This window comes from Paenibacillus riograndensis SBR5, from assembly GCF_000981585.1.
In the GTDB taxonomy this organism is placed as follows: Bacteria; Bacillota; Bacilli; order Paenibacillales; family Paenibacillaceae; genus Paenibacillus_AQ; species Paenibacillus_AQ riograndensis.
This window is the reverse complement of the sequence record NZ_LN831776.1, coordinates 4,529,425-4,549,812: the sequence shown is the minus strand read 5'-3', so window position 1 is coordinate 4,549,812 and position 20,388 is coordinate 4,529,425. Positions and strand designations below refer to the sequence as shown.

The 20,388-nt window shown below is 53.7% G+C and carries 19 protein-coding genes; 14 read left to right on the top strand and 5 right to left on the bottom strand.

Annotated elements, in window-relative coordinates:
* The first annotated feature begins 8 nt into the window (after positions 1-8).
* The 7 genes from nifB to PRIO_RS19170 are packed head-to-tail and all read left to right on the top strand — an operon-like array spanning position 9 to position 8,424.
* Complete coding sequence (gene nifB / locus PRIO_RS19200) at positions 9-1,328, top strand: nitrogenase cofactor biosynthesis protein NifB (protein ID WP_231869720.1); 1,320 nt, start codon at positions 9-11, stop codon at positions 1,326-1,328.
* Positions 1,329-1,348: 20 nt separating this feature from the next.
* Complete coding sequence (locus PRIO_RS19195; protein ID WP_046504167.1) at positions 1,349-2,668, top strand: O-acetylhomoserine aminocarboxypropyltransferase/cysteine synthase family protein; 1,320 nt, start codon at positions 1,349-1,351, stop codon at positions 2,666-2,668.
* A gap of 32 nt (positions 2,669-2,700) precedes the next feature.
* On the top strand, positions 2,701-3,804 hold the full coding sequence (locus PRIO_RS19190) for an ABC transporter substrate-binding protein (protein WP_020429368.1): 1,104 nt from the start codon (positions 2,701-2,703) through the stop codon (positions 3,802-3,804).
* On the top strand, positions 3,801-4,802 hold the full coding sequence (locus PRIO_RS19185) for an ABC transporter permease (RefSeq protein WP_052741492.1): 1,002 nt from the start codon (positions 3,801-3,803) through the stop codon (positions 4,800-4,802). Before PRIO_RS19190 ends, PRIO_RS19185 begins: the two co-directional genes overlap by 4 nt.
* Positions 4,799-5,608 (top strand): ABC transporter ATP-binding protein, encoded by an 810-nt coding sequence (locus tag PRIO_RS19180; RefSeq protein WP_020429363.1) that lies wholly within the window; start codon positions 4,799-4,801, stop codon positions 5,606-5,608. Before PRIO_RS19185 ends, PRIO_RS19180 begins: the two co-directional genes overlap by 4 nt.
* Before the next feature lie 28 nt (positions 5,609-5,636).
* The gene (locus tag PRIO_RS19175) at positions 5,637-7,118 is read left to right on the top strand and encodes a nitrogenase component 1 (protein WP_020429361.1); all 1,482 of its coding nucleotides are present in this window, start codon (positions 5,637-5,639) and stop codon (positions 7,116-7,118) included.
* Positions 7,102-8,424 carry a nitrogenase component 1 gene (locus PRIO_RS19170; RefSeq protein WP_046504163.1) on the top strand — a complete coding sequence of 441 codons (1,323 nt, stop codon included), beginning with the start codon at positions 7,102-7,104 and terminating at the stop codon, positions 8,422-8,424. The genes PRIO_RS19175 and PRIO_RS19170 overlap by 17 nt, the downstream gene beginning before the upstream one ends.
* A 62-nt stretch (positions 8,425-8,486) precedes the next feature.
* Here the strand turns inward: PRIO_RS19170 and PRIO_RS19165 are convergent, their stop codons facing one another.
* The 5 genes from PRIO_RS19165 to PRIO_RS19145 form a co-directional block, all read right to left on the bottom strand.
* On the bottom strand, positions 8,487-9,305 hold the full coding sequence (locus PRIO_RS19165) for an ABC transporter permease (RefSeq protein ID WP_046504160.1): 819 nt from the start codon (positions 9,303-9,305) through the stop codon (positions 8,487-8,489).
* Positions 9,302-10,327 carry an ABC transporter ATP-binding protein gene (locus PRIO_RS19160; RefSeq protein ID WP_046504158.1) on the bottom strand — a complete coding sequence of 342 codons (1,026 nt, stop codon included), beginning with the start codon at positions 10,325-10,327 and terminating at the stop codon, positions 9,302-9,304. Before PRIO_RS19160 ends, PRIO_RS19165 begins: the two co-directional genes overlap by 4 nt.
* Positions 10,328-10,342: 15 nt before the next feature.
* The gene (locus PRIO_RS19155; protein ID WP_020429347.1) at positions 10,343-11,146 is read right to left on the bottom strand and encodes an ABC transporter permease; all 804 of its coding nucleotides are present in this window, start codon (positions 11,144-11,146) and stop codon (positions 10,343-10,345) included.
* A 31-nt stretch (positions 11,147-11,177) separates the two neighbouring features.
* Complete coding sequence (locus PRIO_RS33990) at positions 11,178-12,200, bottom strand: ArsR/SmtB family transcription factor (RefSeq protein WP_167345641.1); 1,023 nt, start codon at positions 12,198-12,200, stop codon at positions 11,178-11,180.
* A gap of 237 nt (positions 12,201-12,437) precedes the next feature.
* The gene (locus PRIO_RS19145; RefSeq protein WP_020429343.1) at positions 12,438-12,953 is read right to left on the bottom strand and encodes a MogA/MoaB family molybdenum cofactor biosynthesis protein; all 516 of its coding nucleotides are present in this window, start codon (positions 12,951-12,953) and stop codon (positions 12,438-12,440) included.
* Between the two features lie 204 nt (positions 12,954-13,157).
* On the opposite strand from PRIO_RS19145, the gene PRIO_RS19140 reads away from it, so the two are divergent.
* The 7 genes from PRIO_RS19140 (at position 13,158) to PRIO_RS19105 (ending at position 20,370) form a co-directional block, all read left to right on the top strand.
* Positions 13,158-14,180, top strand: coding sequence for a CobW family GTP-binding protein (locus tag PRIO_RS19140; protein WP_020429340.1), 1,023 nt, complete (start codon positions 13,158-13,160; stop codon positions 14,178-14,180).
* 92 nt (positions 14,181-14,272) lie between these two features.
* The gene (locus tag PRIO_RS34965) at positions 14,273-14,620 is read left to right on the top strand and encodes a four-helix bundle copper-binding protein (protein ID WP_039834980.1); all 348 of its coding nucleotides are present in this window, start codon (positions 14,273-14,275) and stop codon (positions 14,618-14,620) included.
* A 184-nt stretch (positions 14,621-14,804) separates the two neighbouring features.
* Positions 14,805-15,773, top strand: coding sequence for an ATP-binding cassette domain-containing protein (locus tag PRIO_RS19130; protein ID WP_052741490.1), 969 nt, complete (start codon positions 14,805-14,807; stop codon positions 15,771-15,773).
* Positions 15,770-16,480, top strand: a complete 711-nt coding sequence (locus PRIO_RS19125) for a hypothetical protein (RefSeq protein WP_020429334.1) — start codon at positions 15,770-15,772, stop codon at positions 16,478-16,480. Before PRIO_RS19130 ends, PRIO_RS19125 begins: the two co-directional genes overlap by 4 nt.
* Before the next feature lie 39 nt (positions 16,481-16,519).
* Positions 16,520-16,984: a hypothetical protein gene (locus tag PRIO_RS19120; RefSeq protein ID WP_020429331.1), complete on the top strand. Its 465-nt coding sequence runs from the start codon at positions 16,520-16,522 to the stop codon at positions 16,982-16,984.
* A 1,360-nt stretch (positions 16,985-18,344) separates the two neighbouring features.
* Entirely contained in the window at positions 18,345-19,025 is a 681-nt protein-coding gene (locus tag PRIO_RS19110; RefSeq protein WP_020430801.1) for a response regulator transcription factor, read from the top strand.
* A gap of 109 nt (positions 19,026-19,134) precedes the next feature.
* A complete protein-coding gene (locus PRIO_RS19105) occupies positions 19,135-20,370 on the top strand; it encodes a sensor histidine kinase (RefSeq protein WP_231869719.1) in 1,236 nt (411 codons plus the stop codon).
* Positions 20,371-20,388 lie beyond the last annotated feature (18 nt).

Genomic DNA, 20,388 nt, shown 5'->3' with positions numbered 1-20,388 from the left:
GGAGCGCAATGCAGGACATCCACCGGCATCCCTGCTATGACGAGCTGGCGCATGAGGTTTTTGCCAGAATGCATGTAGCGGTTGCACCAAAATGCAATATTAACTGCAATTATTGCAATATCAAATACGACTGCGTCAGCGAGAGCCGTCCGGGTGTGGTCAGCCGTGTATTATCTCCCGGGGAGGCTTACCGTCAGGTACAGGATACGCTTAAGGTTCTGCCGCAGCTGACAGTGGTCGGCATTGCCGGGCCGGGGGATCCGCTGGCAAATCCGGTTCAGACCTTTGAGACTTTCCGGCTGCTGTCGAGGGAAATGCCGGATTTGCAGTTATGCCTCAGTACCAATGGGTTGAAGCTTCCCGATTATTTGGAGGAGATCAAGGAATGCGGCATCCGGCATGTAACAGTTACGATGAATGCGGTGGACCCGGTAATCGGTGGGCTCATCTACCACTCTATCTATTACAGGGGCAAGGCTTATCGTGGTAAAGATGCGGCAGAAATTTTGATCTCCCGCCAGCTTGAGGGAATCCGGGCAGTTGCAGCGCTCGGAATCAAGGTCAAGGTCAATTCTGTGCTGATCCCCGGCATCAATGACGGGCATCTGCTGGAGGTGAGCCGTGTTGTCAAGGCAGCCGGGGCATTCTCGCATAATATTATGCCGCTCATTATTTCACCGGGCAGCCGCTTCGAGCGTGACGGCCGCCAGCCGCCGGACCCTGAACTGACCCTGAAGGTTCAGGAAGATTCCTCCCGGGTGCTGCCGGTGATGCGCCACTGCCGCCAGTGCCGTGCCGATGCGGTGGGGCTTCTGGGTGAAGACCGCAGCGGCGGCGTTCTGTCAGCGCTGCCGGTATACACCCTTGAAGAGCGGGAAAATGAACTGCAAAAGCTGGATAATGAGCTGCAGGTCCGCAGAGACCGGCGGCAAAATGGCACTGCTCCCGGGAGCGGCGGGATTAGAATTGCTGTTGCATCCCGGGGCGGGGGCAAAGTCAATCAGCATTTTGGCCATGCCAGGGAATTTCTGGTGTATGAGGTGAAGGCAGAAAGCGCCCGCCTTCTGGGCGTCCGCAGAATCCAGGCTTATTGCAACGGGACGGCGGCATGTGCCGGGGAGGAGCAGGGGGCCGGGATTCTGAAGGAAACTGTAGAGATGCTGCGTGACTGCCGCTTATTGCTATGTGCGGGCATTGGACCCGTGCCGCAGGAGGTGCTGCACCGGGCGGAGATTACGGTAATTGTGACCAAAGATGCAATCGAATCCTCGTTGGTGAAGTACGGGCGTCTGTTGTCCTACTTTACACCTGGGGCTGTTCCACAATAAGAAGCGGAAGAGGGATGAATATGACTGACAAAAAGCTGGGCTTCGACACCCTGAAGGTGCGGGCCGGTTACGATTCGCGGGAGCATAATTATGCGGTGGCTGTGCCGATCTACCAGACAGCATCCTATGATTTGGGAAGTGTGGAGCGGGGGGAAAAGCTGTTCGGGATGGAAGAGCCCGGCTATCTGTATACCAGGATCGGCAATCCGACGGTTGCCGTGCTGGAACAGCGCCTTACAGCACTGGACAAAGGCACAGGGGCGGTAGCTGTAGCTTCCGGCATGGCGGCTGTAACCTATGCGCTGCTGAATCTGGCGGAAGGCGGAGGCCGGATTCTGACCACGCCACGGCTCTACGGCGGGACGTTTGATGCGCTGAAGCATCTGTATCCGAAATTCGGTGTCCACGTGGATTTTGTGGAGGATTCCGATGATCCGGAAGCGTTCCGGAGGGATATAGGCCCGGACACGAAGGCCATTCTGGTCGAGAGCATCAGCAACCCCAATTCCACGGTACTGGATATTGAAGCGATCGCAGAGGCTGCGCATGACAACGGTATTCCGCTTGTGATTGACAATACTTTTGGTACTCCCTATTTGTTTGATTCGTTCGCCCATGGGGCAGACATCGTGATTTATTCGGCGACCAAAGCGATTGGCGGACATGGGACTACACTCGGCGGGGTGATTCTGGAGAACGGCAATTTTAACTGGGCTAATGGCAGGTTCCCGCATTTTGAGGAGCCGCAGTATTTGCTGCGGGAAGCAGAAACCGGCCGGGAGCGGAGCATTCTGGAAGTGTTCCCGGATGCGCCTTTCACGGCGAGAGTCCGGCTCAATTATCTGGCGTACTTCGGCGCTGTACTGGGTCCCTTCGATGCTTTTCTGCTCCTTCAGGGGATAGAGACGTTATCCGAGCGGATCTCCAAGCAGGTGGCCAATGCCCTTCGCATTGTGGACTACTTGCAGAAGCATGACCAAGTAAGCTGGGTGAGCCATCCCGTTGCAGAGGGGAACCCTTACAAGGGGCTGGCGGATAAATATTTCCCGAAGGGTGCCGGCTCTATCTTCACTTTTGGTTTTAACGGCAGTGAGGAACAGAGCCGCATCTTTCTCAATGCGGTGAAGCTGTTCAGCTACCATGCCAATGTGGGGGATGCCCGGTCGCTGATTATCAATTCCCCCAAAACCACACACGGGGAGCTGAATCCCGAAGACCAGAAGGCAGCGGGAATTGCACCGGAAACGATCCGGCTGTCCATCGGTCTGGAGGATGCGGACGATCTGATCCGGGATCTGGAGCAGGCTTTTGCCACAGCGTTTGTGGAATCTCTGGTATAAGTGGATCTTCTTATAGAGAAAGGAAGACTTTGATGAAAAATAAGAAAAAACTGCCTGCGGTTCTGCTGGCCACCTCTGCACTGCTGGCCGCCACAGCTTGCGCCAATACTGCTTCTGAGAAAAATGCATCGTCTAACAACCATAATCATTCAGTGAATGGAACGGCTGTTGCTCCTAGTGCACCGGCAGGCAATGCCTCGGGCACGAACGGCAGCAAAGCCGCTCCGGCCAGCTATAAATACGGCAAGCTCAAAATCCAGGCGCTCAGCGGAGCGGTCTGCGGCGCACCGAGCTACGTGGCGTATGAAAAGGGTTTTTTTGCCGAAGAAGGTCTGGATGTTGAACTGGTCAGCGGTTCGATGGATGCGATGAAAACAGGGCTGACCACTGGCGAATTCACGGTCACTAACGGTGACTTTGTGTGGTTTACCTCAATCCAGCAGGGCCTTGATCTCAAGGTCATCGGGGGACTGCATCACGGCTGCATCAAGCTGGTGGTCCCTCCCGGTTCAAGCATTAAGACTGCGGCTGATCTGAAGGGCAAAAGAATTGGTGTCGATGAAATCGGGGGTGTGCCGATGGCCGTTGCAAGTGTTGTTTTGACCAATGCCGGGCTGGACCCGCAAAAGGATGCAGAGTGGCTTGCGTATCCGCTGGATCAGCTGCAGGAAGGGGTTAAGAAAGGCGAGATCGATGCCTATGCGGCGTGGGACCCGTTCGGCAAGCTGGCAGAGGTCAATGACGGTTATACCGTACTGGCGGATATCTCAACCGATCATAATTTTGCCGGCAAAAGCTGCTGCTTCCTCTACGCCTCCGGCAAACAAATCAAGAAAGATCCGGAACGTGTCGCTGCCATCGCCCGTGCCTATCAGAAAGCCGCTGCCTGGATTGCCGGGCACCCGGAAGAAACCGCCAAGCTGGAGATTGATAAGAAGTATGTGGCCACCGATGATATAAAGCTCGTGACCGATCTGATTAAGAGCTATCATTTCAATTACACTACCGATGCCGCCCGGGAGGATATCCGCTATTTCGTGAAGCAGTTCAGCCAAACCGGATTCCTCAAAAAGGACACGGACCCTGAGGCCTTTCTGAAATCGGCTTACTATGATGTGTTTGGAGCAAAGCAATGAGTATTGCCGACCGGAATCTGGCACTGGGCAGCCGCATCCGGACCCGCAGTACGGCAACCTTTCCCGATTGGCTGCGTGCTGTGCTCCCCACATTGTCTTTTGGTGCTGCTCTGGCGGTGAGCGTGGTGATTCCAACGCGCCAGGAGGTAGATCTGCTGCCTTACCGGATTGTGCTGCTGGCGTTCATTGGTTATTTTGCGCTTCGGATCTCTTTCAGCAGATTAAGCAGTAAAAGATGGCAAAAGGTATTGTACGGAGCCCCTTTTTATTCGGTGCTGGGTGTGGCGTTGGCGGTCTGGGATCTGCTGACAACGAAGCTGGATTGGCTGCCGCTGCCGTTTGTGCCGGGGCTGGCGCAGATTATTCGAGTGATGACAGAGGATGCGAATACACTGCTGATCAGCACAGCGTACTCCTTGCGGCTGCTGGTTATCGGCTTTCTGATCGGCAGCTTTATCGGGATTGTGCTGGGTGTGCTGATCGGATGGTACCGCAAATGGAGCTATTGGATGTTTCCGGTACTTAAGGTCATGGGTGTGGTTCCAGCCACAGCGCTGATTCCGATTGCGATGATTGTGGTGCCCTCCAGTTTTTACGCCGGAGTGCTGCTGATTGTGATTGCAGTATGTTTCCCCGTGGCGTTCATGACAAGTGTGGGGATCGCCAATGTGCAGAATACGTATTTCGAAGCGGCGCGGACGTTGGGGGCGGATGAACGGTTTCTGATTTTCCGTGTGGCGATTCCCGGGGCTATGCCCTCCATCTTCAGCGGGATTTATACGGCCACAGGGATATCCTTTGCTACGCTGGTGGTTTCGGAAATGATTGGGGCGAAGGCGGGGCTTGGCTGGTACATCAACTGGGCGAAGGGCTGGTCCAATTACGCCAAGGTGTATGTGTCGATCATTATTATGGCGGTAACCTTCTCGATGGTGATGGCGGTTATTTTCCGGGTCAGGGACCGGGTATTGAAATGGCAAAAGGGGCTGGTGAAATGAGCGAAGCGCAGGCTCAGGCCAAAGTGGGCAGAGGTGCTGTGGAAATCCGCGGAGTAAGCCGAATCTATGAAGAAGCATCCGGCCAGAAATTTATTGCGCTGAAAGAGATTGACCTTGAACTTGCTCCAGGCTCCTTCGTCTCCTTCATCGGCCCGAGCGGATGCGGCAAAACCACTCTGATGCGCCTGATCGCCGGGCTTGACGATTGCACAACCGGTGAGATCACCCTTGACGGCGCGCGGATTCAAGGCACGCATTATGAACGGGGATATGTGTTCCAGCAGGCCAACCTGTTCCCGTGGATGAATATCCGCCAGAATATCGCCGCCGGATTGAAGGCGAGAAGGGTGTACCAGCAGAACCGCAAGAAGCCGGATGAATATCTTGAGCTGGTTGGACTCAGCGGCTTCGGCAATGCTTATCCGCATCAGGTATCGGGCGGCATGGCACAGCGTGCCTCACTGGCCCGGGCGCTGATTAATGAGCCGAAGGTACTGATGCTGGATGAGCCGCTCGGGGCGCTGGATGCGTTTACCCGGATGAATCTGCAGGATGAGTTGCTCCGGCTGTGGAGGCTGCGCGGCACGACGATGATTCTCGTCACCCATGATGTGGATGAGGCGGTCTATCTCAGCGGCAGAATCGTCGTGATGTCCTCAAGACCTGGGCAGATCAAGGAGATTGTAGAAGTGGGAATGGCGCATCCGCGTGACCGGAACAGCCAGGAGTTTATACATTTGCGTTCCAGAATTCTGGAAACCCTGCACTTCGCGGGTAGCAGCAAGAGCTTGGAGTATTACCTGTAGGCCTGTTGGCCAGGAAAGGGAGAAGAGCATGAGCAAAGTAAACTTGAACACCCCCGAGGTTCCGGTCCGCGAGCTGCGCCTGGGGTCGATTACCGGATTCGCCGGTACAGCGGCCGGGCTGTTAAGCTGCTCCAATAACGGCGGTATGAAGGACGGATCGCGCTCGTTCAGCCAATGTATGGGCTGCAGCTCCGGCAACGCCTTTTGCCAATTGTCGATGATTACGGATGCGGCCATGGTCAATCACGCCCCCGTAGGCTGTGCCGGAGATTTCTTCGGCTACAATTTCGTCTACCGTGTAGGCCAGATGGAGCGTAACCTGCCTCCGGTAATCGGACGCTATTTCAATACGAACATCGAAGAGATGGATACGGTCTTTGGCGGAGCCCGCAAGCTGGAGGCCACCATCAAGCTCGCGTATGAGCGGGTGAAGCCGAACGCTATTTTTGTGACCACTTCCTGCGCTTCGGGGATTATCGGCGATGATGTGGAGAGTGTTACGAACAAAATGACCAAGGAGCTGGGCATTCCGGTCGTGACCTGCTTCTGCGAAGGCTTCAAATCTAAAATCTGGACCTCCGGCTTCGATTCCGCCTACCATTCGATTGTCCGCAAAATTGTGAAACCGCCGGAAAAGAAAACGAACAAGGTCAATATCATCAACTTCTGGGGCAGCGATGTGTTCTCCGGCCTGCTGAACAAGCTGGGCTATGAAGCGGATTATATTGTGCCGTTCTCGACTGTAGCCCAGCTGGAGCGGATTTCCGAGGCTGCGGCGACAATTCAAATCTGCCCGACGCTGGGAACCTATCTGGGGGCTGCATTGGAGCAGGTCTATGGCGTTCCCGAGATTAAGGCACCTGTCGCTTATGGTGTGGCAGGCACCGATGCCTGGATGCGCGAGCTTGGCCGGGTGCTGGACCGGGAGCAGGAGATTGAAGACATCATCGCTGAGGAAAAAGCGGCTGTTCTCCCGCAGCTTGAAGCGTACAGAGCCAAGCTGGCGGGGACGACCTGCTACATTACCGCGGGTTCAGCCCACGGCCATGCCTTGATCGCGCTGCTGCGTGAGCTTGGAATCAATGTGCAGGGCGCGGCGATTTTTCATCATGATCCCGTATACGACAATGGCGATCCGGCGGCAGATATGCTGGATCATACGGTCAAAACTTATGGGGATGTTCCGAATTACAATGTCTGCAACAAGCAGGCCTATGAACTGGCTAATATTCTGAACCGTGTCTGTCCCGACCTGATGATTGCCCGCCATGGCGGCATGACCCATTGGGGAGCCAAGCTGGGCATACCGACACTGCTTATTGGGGATGAGCATTTCAGCTGGGGCTATCGGGGCTTGCTGAACTATGCGGAACGTATCCTGGAAACGCTGGACAACCGGGAATTTGTGACGAACTTAGCCAAACACAGCACGATGCCTTACACCAAATGGTGGATGGAGCAGAATCCGTACACTTTCCTGGGAGGCAATGTTCATGTCGAAGCTTATTGAGCAGCCGCGTTACTCCTGTGCCCTTGGTGTGCAGCAGTCGGTGATTGCGATCCAGCGTGCGGTACCGGTAGTCCATGCGGGGCCCGGCTGCAGCACCAAAATTCATGGCTTCCTCGGCCAAGGTGAGGGCTATGCGGGGGGCAGTACCATTCCTTGCACGAATTCCAGCGAGGCGGAAATTGTTTTTGGCGGGGAAGGAAAGCTGCGGAGCGTCATTGACGGGGCTTTTAAAGTGATCGATGCCGATCTGTATGTGGTGCTTACCGGCTGCACCTCTGATATTGTGGGGGATGATGTGGGCCAGGTCACCCGTGATTTTCAGGATTTGGGCCAACCGGTGGTGTATGTCGAGACCGGAGGCTTCAAAAGCAACAATTATGTCAGCCATGATCTGGTCATCCAAGCGATCGTGAAACAGTATGTGGATAAGTATGCAGTGGATAAGGATCAGATGATTCCCGGGCTGGTCAATGTTTTTGCTTCCGTGCCTTATCAGGACCCCTACTGGATCGGCAATCTGCAGGAGCTGAAGCGGATACTTACCGGTATCGGCCTGAAGCCTAATGTGCTGTTCGGTCCGGAATCCGGCGGGGTGGACGAATGGCTGTCGATCCCCCGGGCGGAGTTCAATATTGTGGTGTCGGCATGGCCCGGACTGAAAAGCGCGGAGCTGCTGGAGAACAAATACGGTACCCCCTTTTATCATTTTCCCTATCTGCCTGTCGGCGGAATTGAAACCGGACGTTTCCTGAGGGAAGTGGCGGACTTCAGCAGCGTGGACAGGGCGGCGGCAGAAGCTTTTATTCTGGATGAGGAACGGAAGTTCTACGCTCATATTGAACGGACGGCGGATTTCATGCTGGAATTCCGTTACGGGCTGCCGCGTGTGTTCTACACCATGCTGGATGCAACTTACGCGGTTGGATTCGCCAAATATTTATTGAATGAGCTGGGCATTCTTCCGGCGGAAACGCAATATGTCGTCGACAATACGCCGGAGGAATACCGTGCAGGTATAGCGGAGCAGTTCCGGAAGATTTCTTCCAGACGCTCGGCCAAGGTGGAGTTTGTGGAAGACGGGGGAGCCATTCAAGAGGATATCCGCCAAAAAAAGCCGAAGCAGCGCGCGCTGATCCTCGGCAGCGGCTGGGAGCGTGATCTGGCGGATGAGCTGGGCGCTGATCTTCTGCCAGTCAGTGTGCCGGTCACCTACAGGCTGCTCCTGAACTGCGGTTATGCCGGGTACAATGGCGGCCTGCGGCTGATTGAGGATATTTATGACCGGGTGCTGAACACGTACCGCTGACGATATGCCGCTTCGGCGGCGGACACGAATTGCATTCATTCATTTATTCACTCGGCCGGAATCTAGAATAAAGTCCAGTTTCCTTTCTTGCGGGCGTGTTTTTCAGCCCGGTAGAGCACATAACGTGTACAGAAGACAAGGGTGATACTGCCCGCCAGCAGGATAAAAAACGCCCGCCACCAGCCAGTACCGATATGGCCGTACAAGGCTCCGCGTACCAGAATCAGGCTGTAGGTGACCGGAAACAGCGCGGACAGCCCGGTGGCCCAGACCGGGAATACGCTAGGAGGAATGCGAACCCCGCCGAACAGCTCCATGGGAGTCTGAAATATGTAGTACAGAAACGAAGATTCCCGCGAGAACAGCGAGACTGCGCACAGCAGCGCGCCCCAGATGACTGCCGCCGCCATAATCAGCAGCAGGGCAGGAATCAGGGCGATCCAGTTCACGGTAGAAGCATCGGAGACGAACAGAAAGGTCAGCAGCGAAAAAACCGCGAACATCCAGATCCCATGAAACAGGGAATACAGGGAACGGCCGTACAGAAAAGCCATTTTGGGCGCTGGTGTCAGAAAGACAGCCTCCACAGTACCGCCCTTGCGTTCCAGCTCGAACAGCCAGGCCGCCTCGACAACTGTCCAGAACAGCTGAAATACCAGATAGCCGCTCAGCAGAAACAGAGGGATTCGCTCATCGGGAATGATTTGCGAGAGTACAGAGCCAGTGCCGCTGCGGTACGGCTTCATGGTGAAGTAGGAGGTCAGGAAGCCGAGCGCCGGCCACAGCAGCAGTGAAAAGAAAACAACCTTGCCTCTGGAGCGGTTGCGGTGCTGTTTGGAGAGCTCAGCTAATGTAGTGGGCCATAAACTGCCTGTATTCATGATACCCTTCCTTCCGAGAGCAGGATAATCGCGTCCTCCAGATTGGGCTTGTCGCAAGTGAAGCCGTTAATCCGAAGTCCGTATTGCGTGGTCCAGGGAAGCAGCTCGGTAATCAGCATGTCGGCAGAGGTGGACCGCACGGAAATTCGGTAAGAATCCTCAGACTGGCTGCCGGAGTTTCCATCACTGCCCTTCACTCCGCTGATCAGCTCTGCCGGATGTCCCAGCTTGCCGAGGTGCTCCTGCAGCAGCGGGCGCAGTGCCTCATCCCATCCGCTAACCTGCAGGTGGGCGGTCTGCAGTCCCGCAACCTTCGTGACGATCGCATCAGGCTTGTCACACAGCAGCAGCCTGCCGCGGTTCAGCACGTAGACCCGGTCACACAGTTCTTCAACCTCCTGAAGATAATGGCTGGTCAGCAGGATGCCTTTGCCATGCTCTTTGGCGAGGCTGCGCACAGTACCGCGAAGCTGTCTTGCAATCGGCGCATCCAGACCCAGCGTTGGTTCATCCAAAAATAAATACTCAGGATCGTTGATCAGGCCGCGGGCAATTTGCAGACGCTGCTTCATCCCTTTGGAGTATTGCTCCACAGGCTGATCTGCTGCTTCCGTGAGTCCCACTTCGGCCAGCAGCAAGTCGCTTAAGCTGCGGATCTCCGCAGCATTCAGCCCGTAGAGCCGGCCGAAATACTGCAGATTTTCCCGGCCGGTGAGCCTCCAGTACAGCATGCGTTCGCCACCGGCAATCATGTTGACTTTTTGCTGCACAGTGCGGCGGTTGTCTGCCATGGGCATTCCGTCGATCTCAATGCTCCCTGAGGTGGGGTCGAGCAAAGTGGACAGCATGCGGATGGTTGTGGTTTTGCCGGCGCCGTTCAGACCCAAAAGCCCCACAATCTCACCTTTGGCGATGCTCAGTGTCAGGGATTGGACGGCGGTCACGGTCCGGGTTTCCGCGCGGAAGAGTCCGAGCCTGTTTTTGGTTTCATATATTTTGGTCACTTCATTCATTTGGATCATGTTTTCTCATTCCTTTCATGCTTGATGCTTCTCAAATAATCCCCGTTCCACCAGACGGTTGCTCCACATCCCCACAGCTATGTATACCAGGCTAAGCAGAAGTGCCGGCAGTGTGTCACGCAGCGGGATCGCTTCACCCGTAAGGAGCGTTCTCCGCAGAAGCTGGAGGGAAGAGGTCAGCGGGAACACCTCACCGGCCGTCTGCAGAAATCCGGGCAAATATTGCCGCGGGAACTGAAAGCCGCACAGCAGCGTGGTTACCGCGAACAATGTATTTTGAACGATGTAGGTATCGCGTGTGTACAGCATGATGCTCCCCAGCACCAGAGCCATAGCATAACAGGAGAGTATAAAAAGCACCCCGCCTATCCCTGCCGAAAGCAGAGGAGGTGCAGAGAGACGCATTCCCGCTAAAATTCCGAATACGAGTACAGCAAGCAGAACCATTCCGCTGCGGTAAAACTGCTGAAGGGCCGTGCCCAGAAAATAGCCGTTCCGGCTGGAAGGGGAGAGCAGCAGCGCCTCCAGCGTACCTTCACGCCATTCGGTAATAAGTGCTCTAGACACATTCATCATCATACTGATGGAGAATACATTCAGTGCCCCGCCAATGATGGCGTAAGCCAGATAATTGCCGCTTCCGGCATAGAGTGCGAATCTGTTATCCAAATCCCCCTGGATGAGATAGACGTAGGAGAAATAGGAGACGAGAACAAGGTACCCTCCTTCAATCATATGCCCCAGGGTAAAAGCCCAGGGAAAAGCTCTGAGATTAGCTCTCTGGTTCCTGGCTGCAGTTGCAAAAACGGTTTGCCACACGGGCGGACAACTCCTTTACGGGTATCGGGTCTTATTGTTCAAGGTACTGCCGCTGCAAAACAATCAGTCTGCCGAAGGCCTCTTTATGACTGGTGTAAAACAAATAGTTCCCCTTGCGCTCGGCTCCTGCCAGACCTGCTTCACTTAGCAGCTTCAGCTGCTTGGATACGGCGGCCTCCGAGATTCCCAGAATGGGGGCGAGCTGTTTCGTGCAGTGCGGCCCTTGCCAGAGCAGCTTGAGAATCCGCAGCCGTGTGGCATCGCCAAGGGCTTTGAACTGGCGGAGCAGATCCTCCGGCGGCGCTTCGCTGCAGGGCAATCCGGGAATATCCACGGCAAGCGGCAGCACGAGGCTGTCTGCTGTCCAATCGATTAGCAGATGCGGGAAGATGAAGGTGGAAGGAAGCACATACACATTCTGCAAATCTTCATAGGCAAAATAGTACGTTACCGCCTTCTGCGCTGTAATTCTCCCTTCCGCAGCCTGAAGACGGGGGTGAAGGGTGTTCAGCGCTTTTTCCGCAGAACGGGAGACGGACTCCTGAAACTGGGCAGCAGCCGTGTTAATCCAAGGCATCACATAGTCCCATTCCTTGCGGAAATAATCCCGTTCATACGTCTCCAGAGTCTTGATCAACTGAGTGCGGACAGCTGCTGTATGCTGAAGCAGGTATTGGCTGGTTTCATCGGGTCCGTCGCCGGACTTGCGGTTTGCCCCGCTGCTTCCTTGCTGCCATTCCAGTATGGTCCCCAGAGAAACTTTGTTGTTCAGCAGCAGATGAATGAATTCGGCGTCAGGTAAGTCGTTTAGCAGGTTAATTCCACCTGCTGCCGGCAGCGGTGCACCGCTGCGTCCGGGAAGCATCAATCCCATCCATTCATCGGATAACCGTCCCAGGGTGTCTATGGCTTCCAGCAGGTCAGGGGGCATTTGGCGCTTGATATCCCTGGCCCATTGCAGGCGTTTCGGATGATGCTCCGGCTGGTATAGCACATGCAGGCTGCACAGCAGCTCATGAAAGGGACTGACGACAGTTGTGACTTTGCGTTGCAATTGTTGGAGTGAGCTCATCTCTTCCCTTTCCGATTAACCATTTAGTTAATCAAAAACCACTTTCGCGAAAAGTGTTCAACAGTATAAGGACAACAGTCCAGGATGTCAATGAAATCTCTAACTCTAGCAAAAAAAGCGAAAAAACCAAGTGCAGCTCTCTGAGCGCGCCTGGTTCTTTCGCCTAGATTGGGCTTCTAATTGAGAGAACAGACCGGCCTTCTAATCTTAGATGAACGATTATGAGCCCTTGTAGATCTCCCGCATAACATGCCTCAGCTCCGGGATGATCAGCCGCTCCATAGCGAGCTTGATCGCGCCGGTAGAACCGGGCATGGAGAAGACTGCCGTGCTGCCGATAGTGCCGGCAATCGCCCGGCTAAGAATCGCAGCCGAGCCGATGTCATCGGTGAAGCTGAGCAGCCGGAAAATCTCTCCGAAGCCGGGGAGCGTTTTATCCAGTAAAGAGGCCACCGCCTCATAAGTGGTATCCCGGGGCGATATCCCCGTCCCGCCAGTCAGAAGCACGGCTTCGATGCCGGAATGGACTGAGCTTTTATAGACCAGCTCACGGATATCTTCATAGTCGTCCTTGACAATCGTACTGCCGGCAACCACATATCCGGCTTCTTCAAGCATGGTTCGGATCAGCGCACCTCCGGTGTCGGTTTCCGGTGTACGGGTGTCCGAAACCGTAATCACATAACAGGCCACACTCTGGGGCGCTTCGCGCCGGTGCTCATCTACGGATGACAAGCGGACCAACTCCTTTTTGCATCGATATATTTCTCATGATAGGGGATGGCCGGGGCAAAGACAAGCCGGGGGAGCAGAGGGAAGGCCGATTGTGCATCTCAATATATAATGGATATGCTTCTGCCTGTCCGGCACCTTGCACCGCAAAGGCACTTGTAGTACACTCGCTACCATAACGGAATTTTGTGCAGGGAGAGATGAAACATGGAACAGGCTATGCCGGTTTATATATTGTCAGGATTTCTTGGAAGCGGCAAAACCACCTTGCTGCAGCGCCTTTTGGATCACTGGAAAGCTCAAGGGCTCCGGCCGGCGGTCGTCATGAACGAGCTGGGAGAAGTGAATCTGGACGGATTGCTGGTTGAGCAGTCGGTGCCGATGGCCGAAATGCTCGGGGGCTGCATCTGCTGCTCGATCCGCGGCGATCTAAGCACAGAGCTGGCTACGCTGATCAAAAAAGAGTCACCCGATGTTGTCGTGATCGAGGCAACCGGAGCCGCTAACCCGCTGGAGATTGTCGATGCGGTTACTGAAATCTCATTGTATCAGCTGGTGGAGCTGAAAGGCCTGATCACGGTCGTGGATGCCGCACACCTTATCGAGCTGTACCGGTCCCAGCAAGGAGCGACCTACCGGCTGATGCAGGAGCAGATCCGCTGCGCATCGGTGCTGATCCTGAACAAAACCGACCGCGTAACTCCACAGGAAGCAGACGAGATCACTGTGATCCTGCGCAAGTGGAATGCCTATGCTGAAATCCTGCCTGCGGTGCGCTGTGCGCTGGAGCCGGAAGCGCTGCTTGAAGGAATGGGGGGCATTCATGCCGAAGCCCGCTTCCAGGAAGACGATGAGATGCAGGCTGGACATGCCGGCGATTCCAGTGAAGCGGGGGCTGCGGTGCATGGTTCCCATGACCATGTAATGGCCTATACCCACTACTTCAAACGTCCTGTGAACAGTGAGGAATTTGAGCAGTTTGTGAAGGAACTGCCACGGGATGTGTACCGCGCGAAGGGGATTGTCACGTTCAGCGATACCTCCAGCCGCTTTCTCTTCCAGTACGCCTACAGAGAGGCGGATTTTATGAAAATCACCCCTCAGGGAGATGTGCCGGATGTAGCGGTTTTCATCGGAGAGCACTTCTCCTCCAGTGAACTGCGGACCCGACTTCTCCAGCTGGAGAAGCGTATTTTGGCCAGGCCGGCTGTTATTAAGAGGAGTTTGTAGCAATGTCCCCCTCCCACAGGCAGTGGTTCGTTCCTTATCTTGCAGGTTAATACATAGGCATACCCTATAAAAATTGCAGGAGGTTAAAGGCTATGACCCGAATTCAATATCAGGAGTGCATCGACGCTTGTATCCAAACTATGAACGCCTGTAACTATAGCTACGTCTCAAGCCTGAAACAATATGATCTTGCGTCGCTTCGTGAAAGCATCAGACTGGACCGGGAATGTGCGGATATCTGCTCTTTTGCTGTTCAGGCCATGACCCGTCAAAGCCCGTTTGTTGCAGAAATTCTCCGCCTGTGTGCAGAGATCTGTGAACGCTGTGCCGATGAGAGCAGCAAGCATATACACACTCATTGCCAGGAATGCATCAATGCCTGCCGTGCTGCTGCAAGAGCCTGCCGTTTGATCAGTGATACGGTAGAAGTCTACGCTTAATTTATTTCCCAACCCTTTTATATATTGTCTAAGAGCATGATTCCAAAACCAGAGGTTCCGGCAGTTTATACTGTGGGCATCTGGTTTTTTGCTTTAATAGTAATCAATCTGTTTATTTCAAAAGGAAATTGGTGCACTCCCGGCGAATTAAGTGTAGGAAGAACGTTAAGGGGATGATAATAGAATGACCCTTGCAGGTTTCAGTACACAGAGGCGCGATGTGGGCAAGGCTTCGCCGCTTATTGAGCTTACCCGGGCCACGAAGTTTTATGGACGCCGTCCTGTGCTGAATGAAGTGTCCTTGCTTGTGGAGTCCGGAACGGCAACGGCACTGATCGGAAGGAACGGTTCCGGCAAAAGCACACTGCTCTCCATCCTTGCCGGATTGACGAAGATTTCGTCCGGTACATTGGTGCGGTATGAACGCAGACTGACCATAGGATATGCCCCTGAAGCTTTTCCGGGACTGAAATTTACGGCCGAGCAATATTTGCTCTGTATGGGCAAGCTCGGAGGTCTTGCCGCTGCGGCAGCAGAAGCCAGAATGACAGAATTGCTGGAGGTCTTTCATCTGGAAGAGTTCCGCAGGCAGAGTATGGCCGGATTCTCCAAAGGAATGCTGCAAAAAGTGAACCTGATTCAAAGTCTGCTTGCACAGCCGCAGCTGCTGCTGCTGGACGAGCCGATGTCAGGTCTGGATCTTCCCGCCCAGCATACAGTGATTGGGCTGCTGCAGGAGTTGAAACGCGAGGGAACAGCACTGGTGTTCTCCGTACATGAGCCAGAGACAGTAGAAGCCTTGGCAGACAACGTACATGTGCTGCAGGCTGGCAGAACCGTCAAGATTATCTATGGCCAAGAAAATATGCGGGTTGCGCCCGCTGCTTACATAGTTTGTAATAATATTTCAGAGCAAAGTAAAGAGGACATTTTGGGGATGCCCGGGATTATTTACATACATAATGAACCGGATGGTGTTTCCGGGGACGATTTTGGAGTGACTATAGAGGCTGCAGCGGCAGATGGCTATCTTCTCCGGGTGCTGAAGGCGGGTGGATCGGTAGTGTCTGTTGAGCCCTGTGGCGGTTTGAGTGCGGGTGGCCTGGAGCAATGGATGGACCCCAAACCGGCCAGAGGAGGAGCTGCGGAATGAGGGCGTTAATGGTCTATCTGCTTCGCAGCTATACGATTTCCCAGCGGTATTTCGGGCCTGTTGCCGGTACGATTATTGCGGTACTGATCCTCTATTCCTATACCCCTAATCCTGTAATGAACAGCTATGCAGCCACAGCCATTATCCTTTTTGCCGGTTCTGCCTGGTTGGGGCTAAGCTTTCTGAATCACGAGCATCCGGTACAGCGGCAGGTATCGATTGTTCAGGCAAGGAGCAAGATGAGATATAACCTCGGTACATTGCTTACCCTGGGTCTGTTTATCTTGCTGCTTGCCCTGCTGATTGTGATCTTTCCGGTGGTTACCGGAAAGTTTGATGAACCGGCAGGTTTATACAGAATGACACTCGCCTTCGCCGGACATTTTCTGCTGGGTCTGTTAGGTACGGCTGTCTCTTTGTATCTTCAGGCTTCCTGGGTACCCAAAACCAGCTACGCCGCCGGTCTTCTGCTTACGGTTCTTATAATCTCCATAGGGGCGAACAAAATGAGCGCAATCATTCCAGGTCCTTATGTACATCTTCTGCTTCCACCGGCAGCTCCGGTGATGGATGTTCTGATGAATGCCGATAACTTGTCTTTAATGCGGGTGACTGGAGCCTTTGTGCATGCGCTGGTCTATATAGTGCTGTTAATCGGATTTTATCTATACCGCTCCAGCCGGATGGATGACCGCAAAAGCTTGTGAGTCATTAAATTATAGAAAGAAGGAGGAACGGGAGGAACGATGAAGGACACGCAAGTACCGGAGAGTGAACAATCCAAAGAGCTATTTGCTTATTTCGGTCTGGCCGTCTATTACTGCCAGGCACTGGAGCAGCAGTTGACCAACCTGCTGCTGCTTACGAAGCTGTCTCAGGGGGAAACGCCAACAGAAGCGGATCTTGCGGAACTGTATCAGCGCAAGCTGAGTAATTCACTCGGCCAGCTCATCAAAGAAATCCAGCATCACTTCCCCTTTTCAGAAGAGGAAACCAATCAGCTGCAGGCCGTATGGAAGCAGCGTAACCATATTGTACATGACTATTTCAAGGAACGGATTCAGGAAACCTTCACGCCGGCCGGCAGGGCACATATGATCCGTGAACTGAAGCGGTTCAAGAATAAAGCCTGCAGGCTAGAGATTAAGCTACAGGGTTACTGTACCGAGCTGTATAGCAAATTGGGACTTGAAGAAGAGAATTTGATCTGAGCGGCCTGGTTATTTATACTCTTTCACTGATAAAAGCCACCTCGAATGTTTTACGGGGTGGTTTTTTAAAAGATAATTTATATGTTTTTGGGGAAGCGACTTACCCCTAATTTATTGTATTAGGAAATTATACAGTGTAAAAAATTCCAACTATATAAGCTTTAGTTTTACATTGTGGGGTATGGTCGTAACTGCGGGGAATGTTTGGACTTCCAGCCGCTGTTGTCGTAAGAATTTCTTGATTGGAACCGCCTTTTGCGGTTGAAATCCTGTGACTGATTATGCTTCCGATGCTAGCTTTCCTACGGAAAGCTTTCAGGCGGACGCTACCGCTCTGTAAGTATCCAAACTTCCCCTCCGTACTTCTACCCTTTTTATGAATTCTTTATGTTCAACTTATATAGCAAGTTACTTACCGGTTTCTTCGCAGGTGCTAGTTGGAAAAAGGGAACTTATTTTTCCGAAAATTAAGAAATCCTGAGAGTTAAGTGGAAAAAGTAAAACTAATTGGGCCATTTTTACTGAACAATGGCGAAATGAGCTGAATTAGTGTCCCTTTTTCCACTTCAACTGCCCAAGGAGGGTACTCCAGCAAATTAGTTAACCTTTTTCCACTTAAAGAGTTGCTGTAGGATTCATGGGGAATCGTTCTCCAGGGTAACGCTAGAACCAAGACGGCTGCGCTGTCCCGTGGAAGATGGGACAGCCGTCTTGGTTCTTGTAATAGGAAACTATACAGTGTAAAAAAATGCGGATATCTTGGAAGCCTCACTGGACATAAGCGATGCAGGAGGATGGGGTTCTATTCGCGGACTGATGCGGACCGAGGAGCCCTTATTTTGCCAAAAATCTTACTTTTTCAGCAGATACGGACTCAGGAGCCGTTATATCGTTTGATCGAGCCTGGAATAAAGGGGAAAGGGACAAATAAAGACATCTCTGAATTAGACTCAGTCCGTAGTCCTGCGGAATAGACGAATCTTCTATAACGGCTCTCTTGTCCGTAAGGGCTGCGGATCGATCGCAAAGAAGTACAACGGTCCGTCTTCAGCATGCCCCCGTTGATTTTGAAGCGGTGGGGGATCCCTGCGGCCGTGAGCACCGTGTTGCTATTCACCCGCCAGGGTAATTTTGTTCTTGTTTTATTTCTATCCGCCCAATCATCTCAACAAACGCATGGCGGCTCATCTTGGTAAGTGGAAGCCGATGCCATATCGCAGAATATTCACCGAAATGGTAGACTTGCTGTGCAAACCAATTCGATATACCTTAATTTCCTGAGCTGCGGGGTTAAAGTTCATATTGAGTTCATACAGTTGTCGTAAAATGTGGCGGCATAGGCCGAAAGGGGGGGAGGCGGATGCCCAAAGTACTGGTTGTAGACGATGATGCAAATATCCGTGAACTGGTGCGGCTCTACCTCGAAGACGAAGGAATTGAAGTCGTGCAAAAGGGAAACGGTGCCGAAGCGCTGGAATACGCTGAGAACTATCCGCCGGATCTGGTTGTCCTGGATATCATGATGCCGGGAATGGACGGTTGGGCCTTGTGTGCCAGGCTCCGCGAGCTTGGAGACATGCCGGTGCTCATGATTACCGCGAAAGGCGAGCCGGCGGACCGCATCAAAGGCTTCAAGCTAGGTACCGATGATTATCTCGTCAAGCCGTTCGACCCGATGGAGCTTGCGCTTCGGGTCAAGGCGCTGTTGAAACGCTACCGGATCGCCTATTCCCAAACGATACGCCTTGGCGATCTGCGGTTGGACCGCAAAAGCTACCAGGTGGTGAACAAGGACGGTCTGGAGCTCACCCTGCCCATGAAAGAATTTGAACTGCTCTACAAGCTCGGGAGTTATCCGGGGCAGTTGTTCACCCGGAATCATCTGATCGCGGAGATTTGGGGCATCGATTACGAAGGAGATGAGCGGACCGTGGATGTACACATTAAGCGGCTTCGGGAGCGCTTCGCCGGACACGAGTCGGATTTCCGCATTGTAACGCTGCGCGGTCTCGGCTACCGTCTGGAGGTGTACCGGGATTAAATCGCTGTATACCCGCATCGTCCTTACCTTCATCGGTGTCATTGTTGCCAGTCTCATCATCGCTTCTATCGCGTCTACGCTACTGTTCCGTGAACCGTTTGCTCACACGTTGGAGAACAGCTTGCTGTCGAACGGCAAGCAGATCATTCAGACCTACCGTTCGTCCGCTGGAACGGAATTGATTCCTTTCATGAACAACGTTTCCAGCATATCCATTTATGCGGTTCAACTGTTCGACGCCTCCGGCAATCCGCTGCTGGAAGACAGATCGGAGCCTGTCGTTCCCGGCTCGGAACGGATTCGTCACGTGTTGTCCGGCGGGGTGACGAGAAACATCGAGCATGAAGGCCGGTATCCGATGGTCGGACTTCCATTTCCGGTTGATGGTCAGTCGTATGCCTTATTCGTCATGCTGAAGGGCAATGAATTGTGGCTGCAGTCGAGCAAAGAAGTCAACACGGAGCTGTTAACCGTGTTCCTGATCGGAAGCTTCCTCGTACTGGCTGCCGCCCGGTCAATTGTGAAGCCGCTTCTTCGGCTGAGAGATGCGGCCGGGCAAATGGCTCAAGGGCATTTTGACATGCAGCTCCGGACGAACCGCAAGGATGAGATCGGACAGCTAAACACGAGCTTTAACGAGATGGCGCAGGAGCTTGCCAAGCTGGACCGGATGAGGCGGGAATTCGTGGCGAACGTATCGCATGAGATCCAGTCACCGCTGACGTCCATCTCCGGCTTCGCCAAGGCTTTGAAGCAGAAACGGATGAGCGAAGAAAGCCGGATGCATTACCTGACGATTATTGAGGAAGAAAGCGAGAGGTTGTCCAGGATTAGCCAAAACCTGCTGCGGCTTTCTTCCTTGCAGCACGATCGCCATCCCGCCCAACCGGCGGCTTTCCGGCTGGACGAACAGCTCCGCAAGGTCGTTATCGCGCTAGAGCCGCAATGGTCCGGTAAAGAGATCGCCGTCGAATTGGACCTGGAGCCGGTAACCGTCCATGCAGACGAGGATCAACTCAGCCAGGTATGGACGAATCTGCTGGGCAACAGCATTAAATTCACTCCGGTCCATGGAAGGATCTGCATTCGCGTCTATGCCGGCGGCCGGTCGGCGGTCGTCCGCATAACGGACAACGGCATCGGAATACCGGAGGATCAGCGGACGGATATTTTCAAGCCGTTTCACAAAGTGGACAAAGCCCGCGACCGCGCCGTCAGCGGAAACGGACTGGGTTTGTCCATCGTCAAGCTTATCGTGGAGCTGCACGAAGGGGAGATCCGGGCGGATGAAGAGCCCGGCGGGGGTTCGGTTTTCACGGTGAAGCTGCCGCTCAGGAAGGGCTAATAACAACCGTACAGCTGC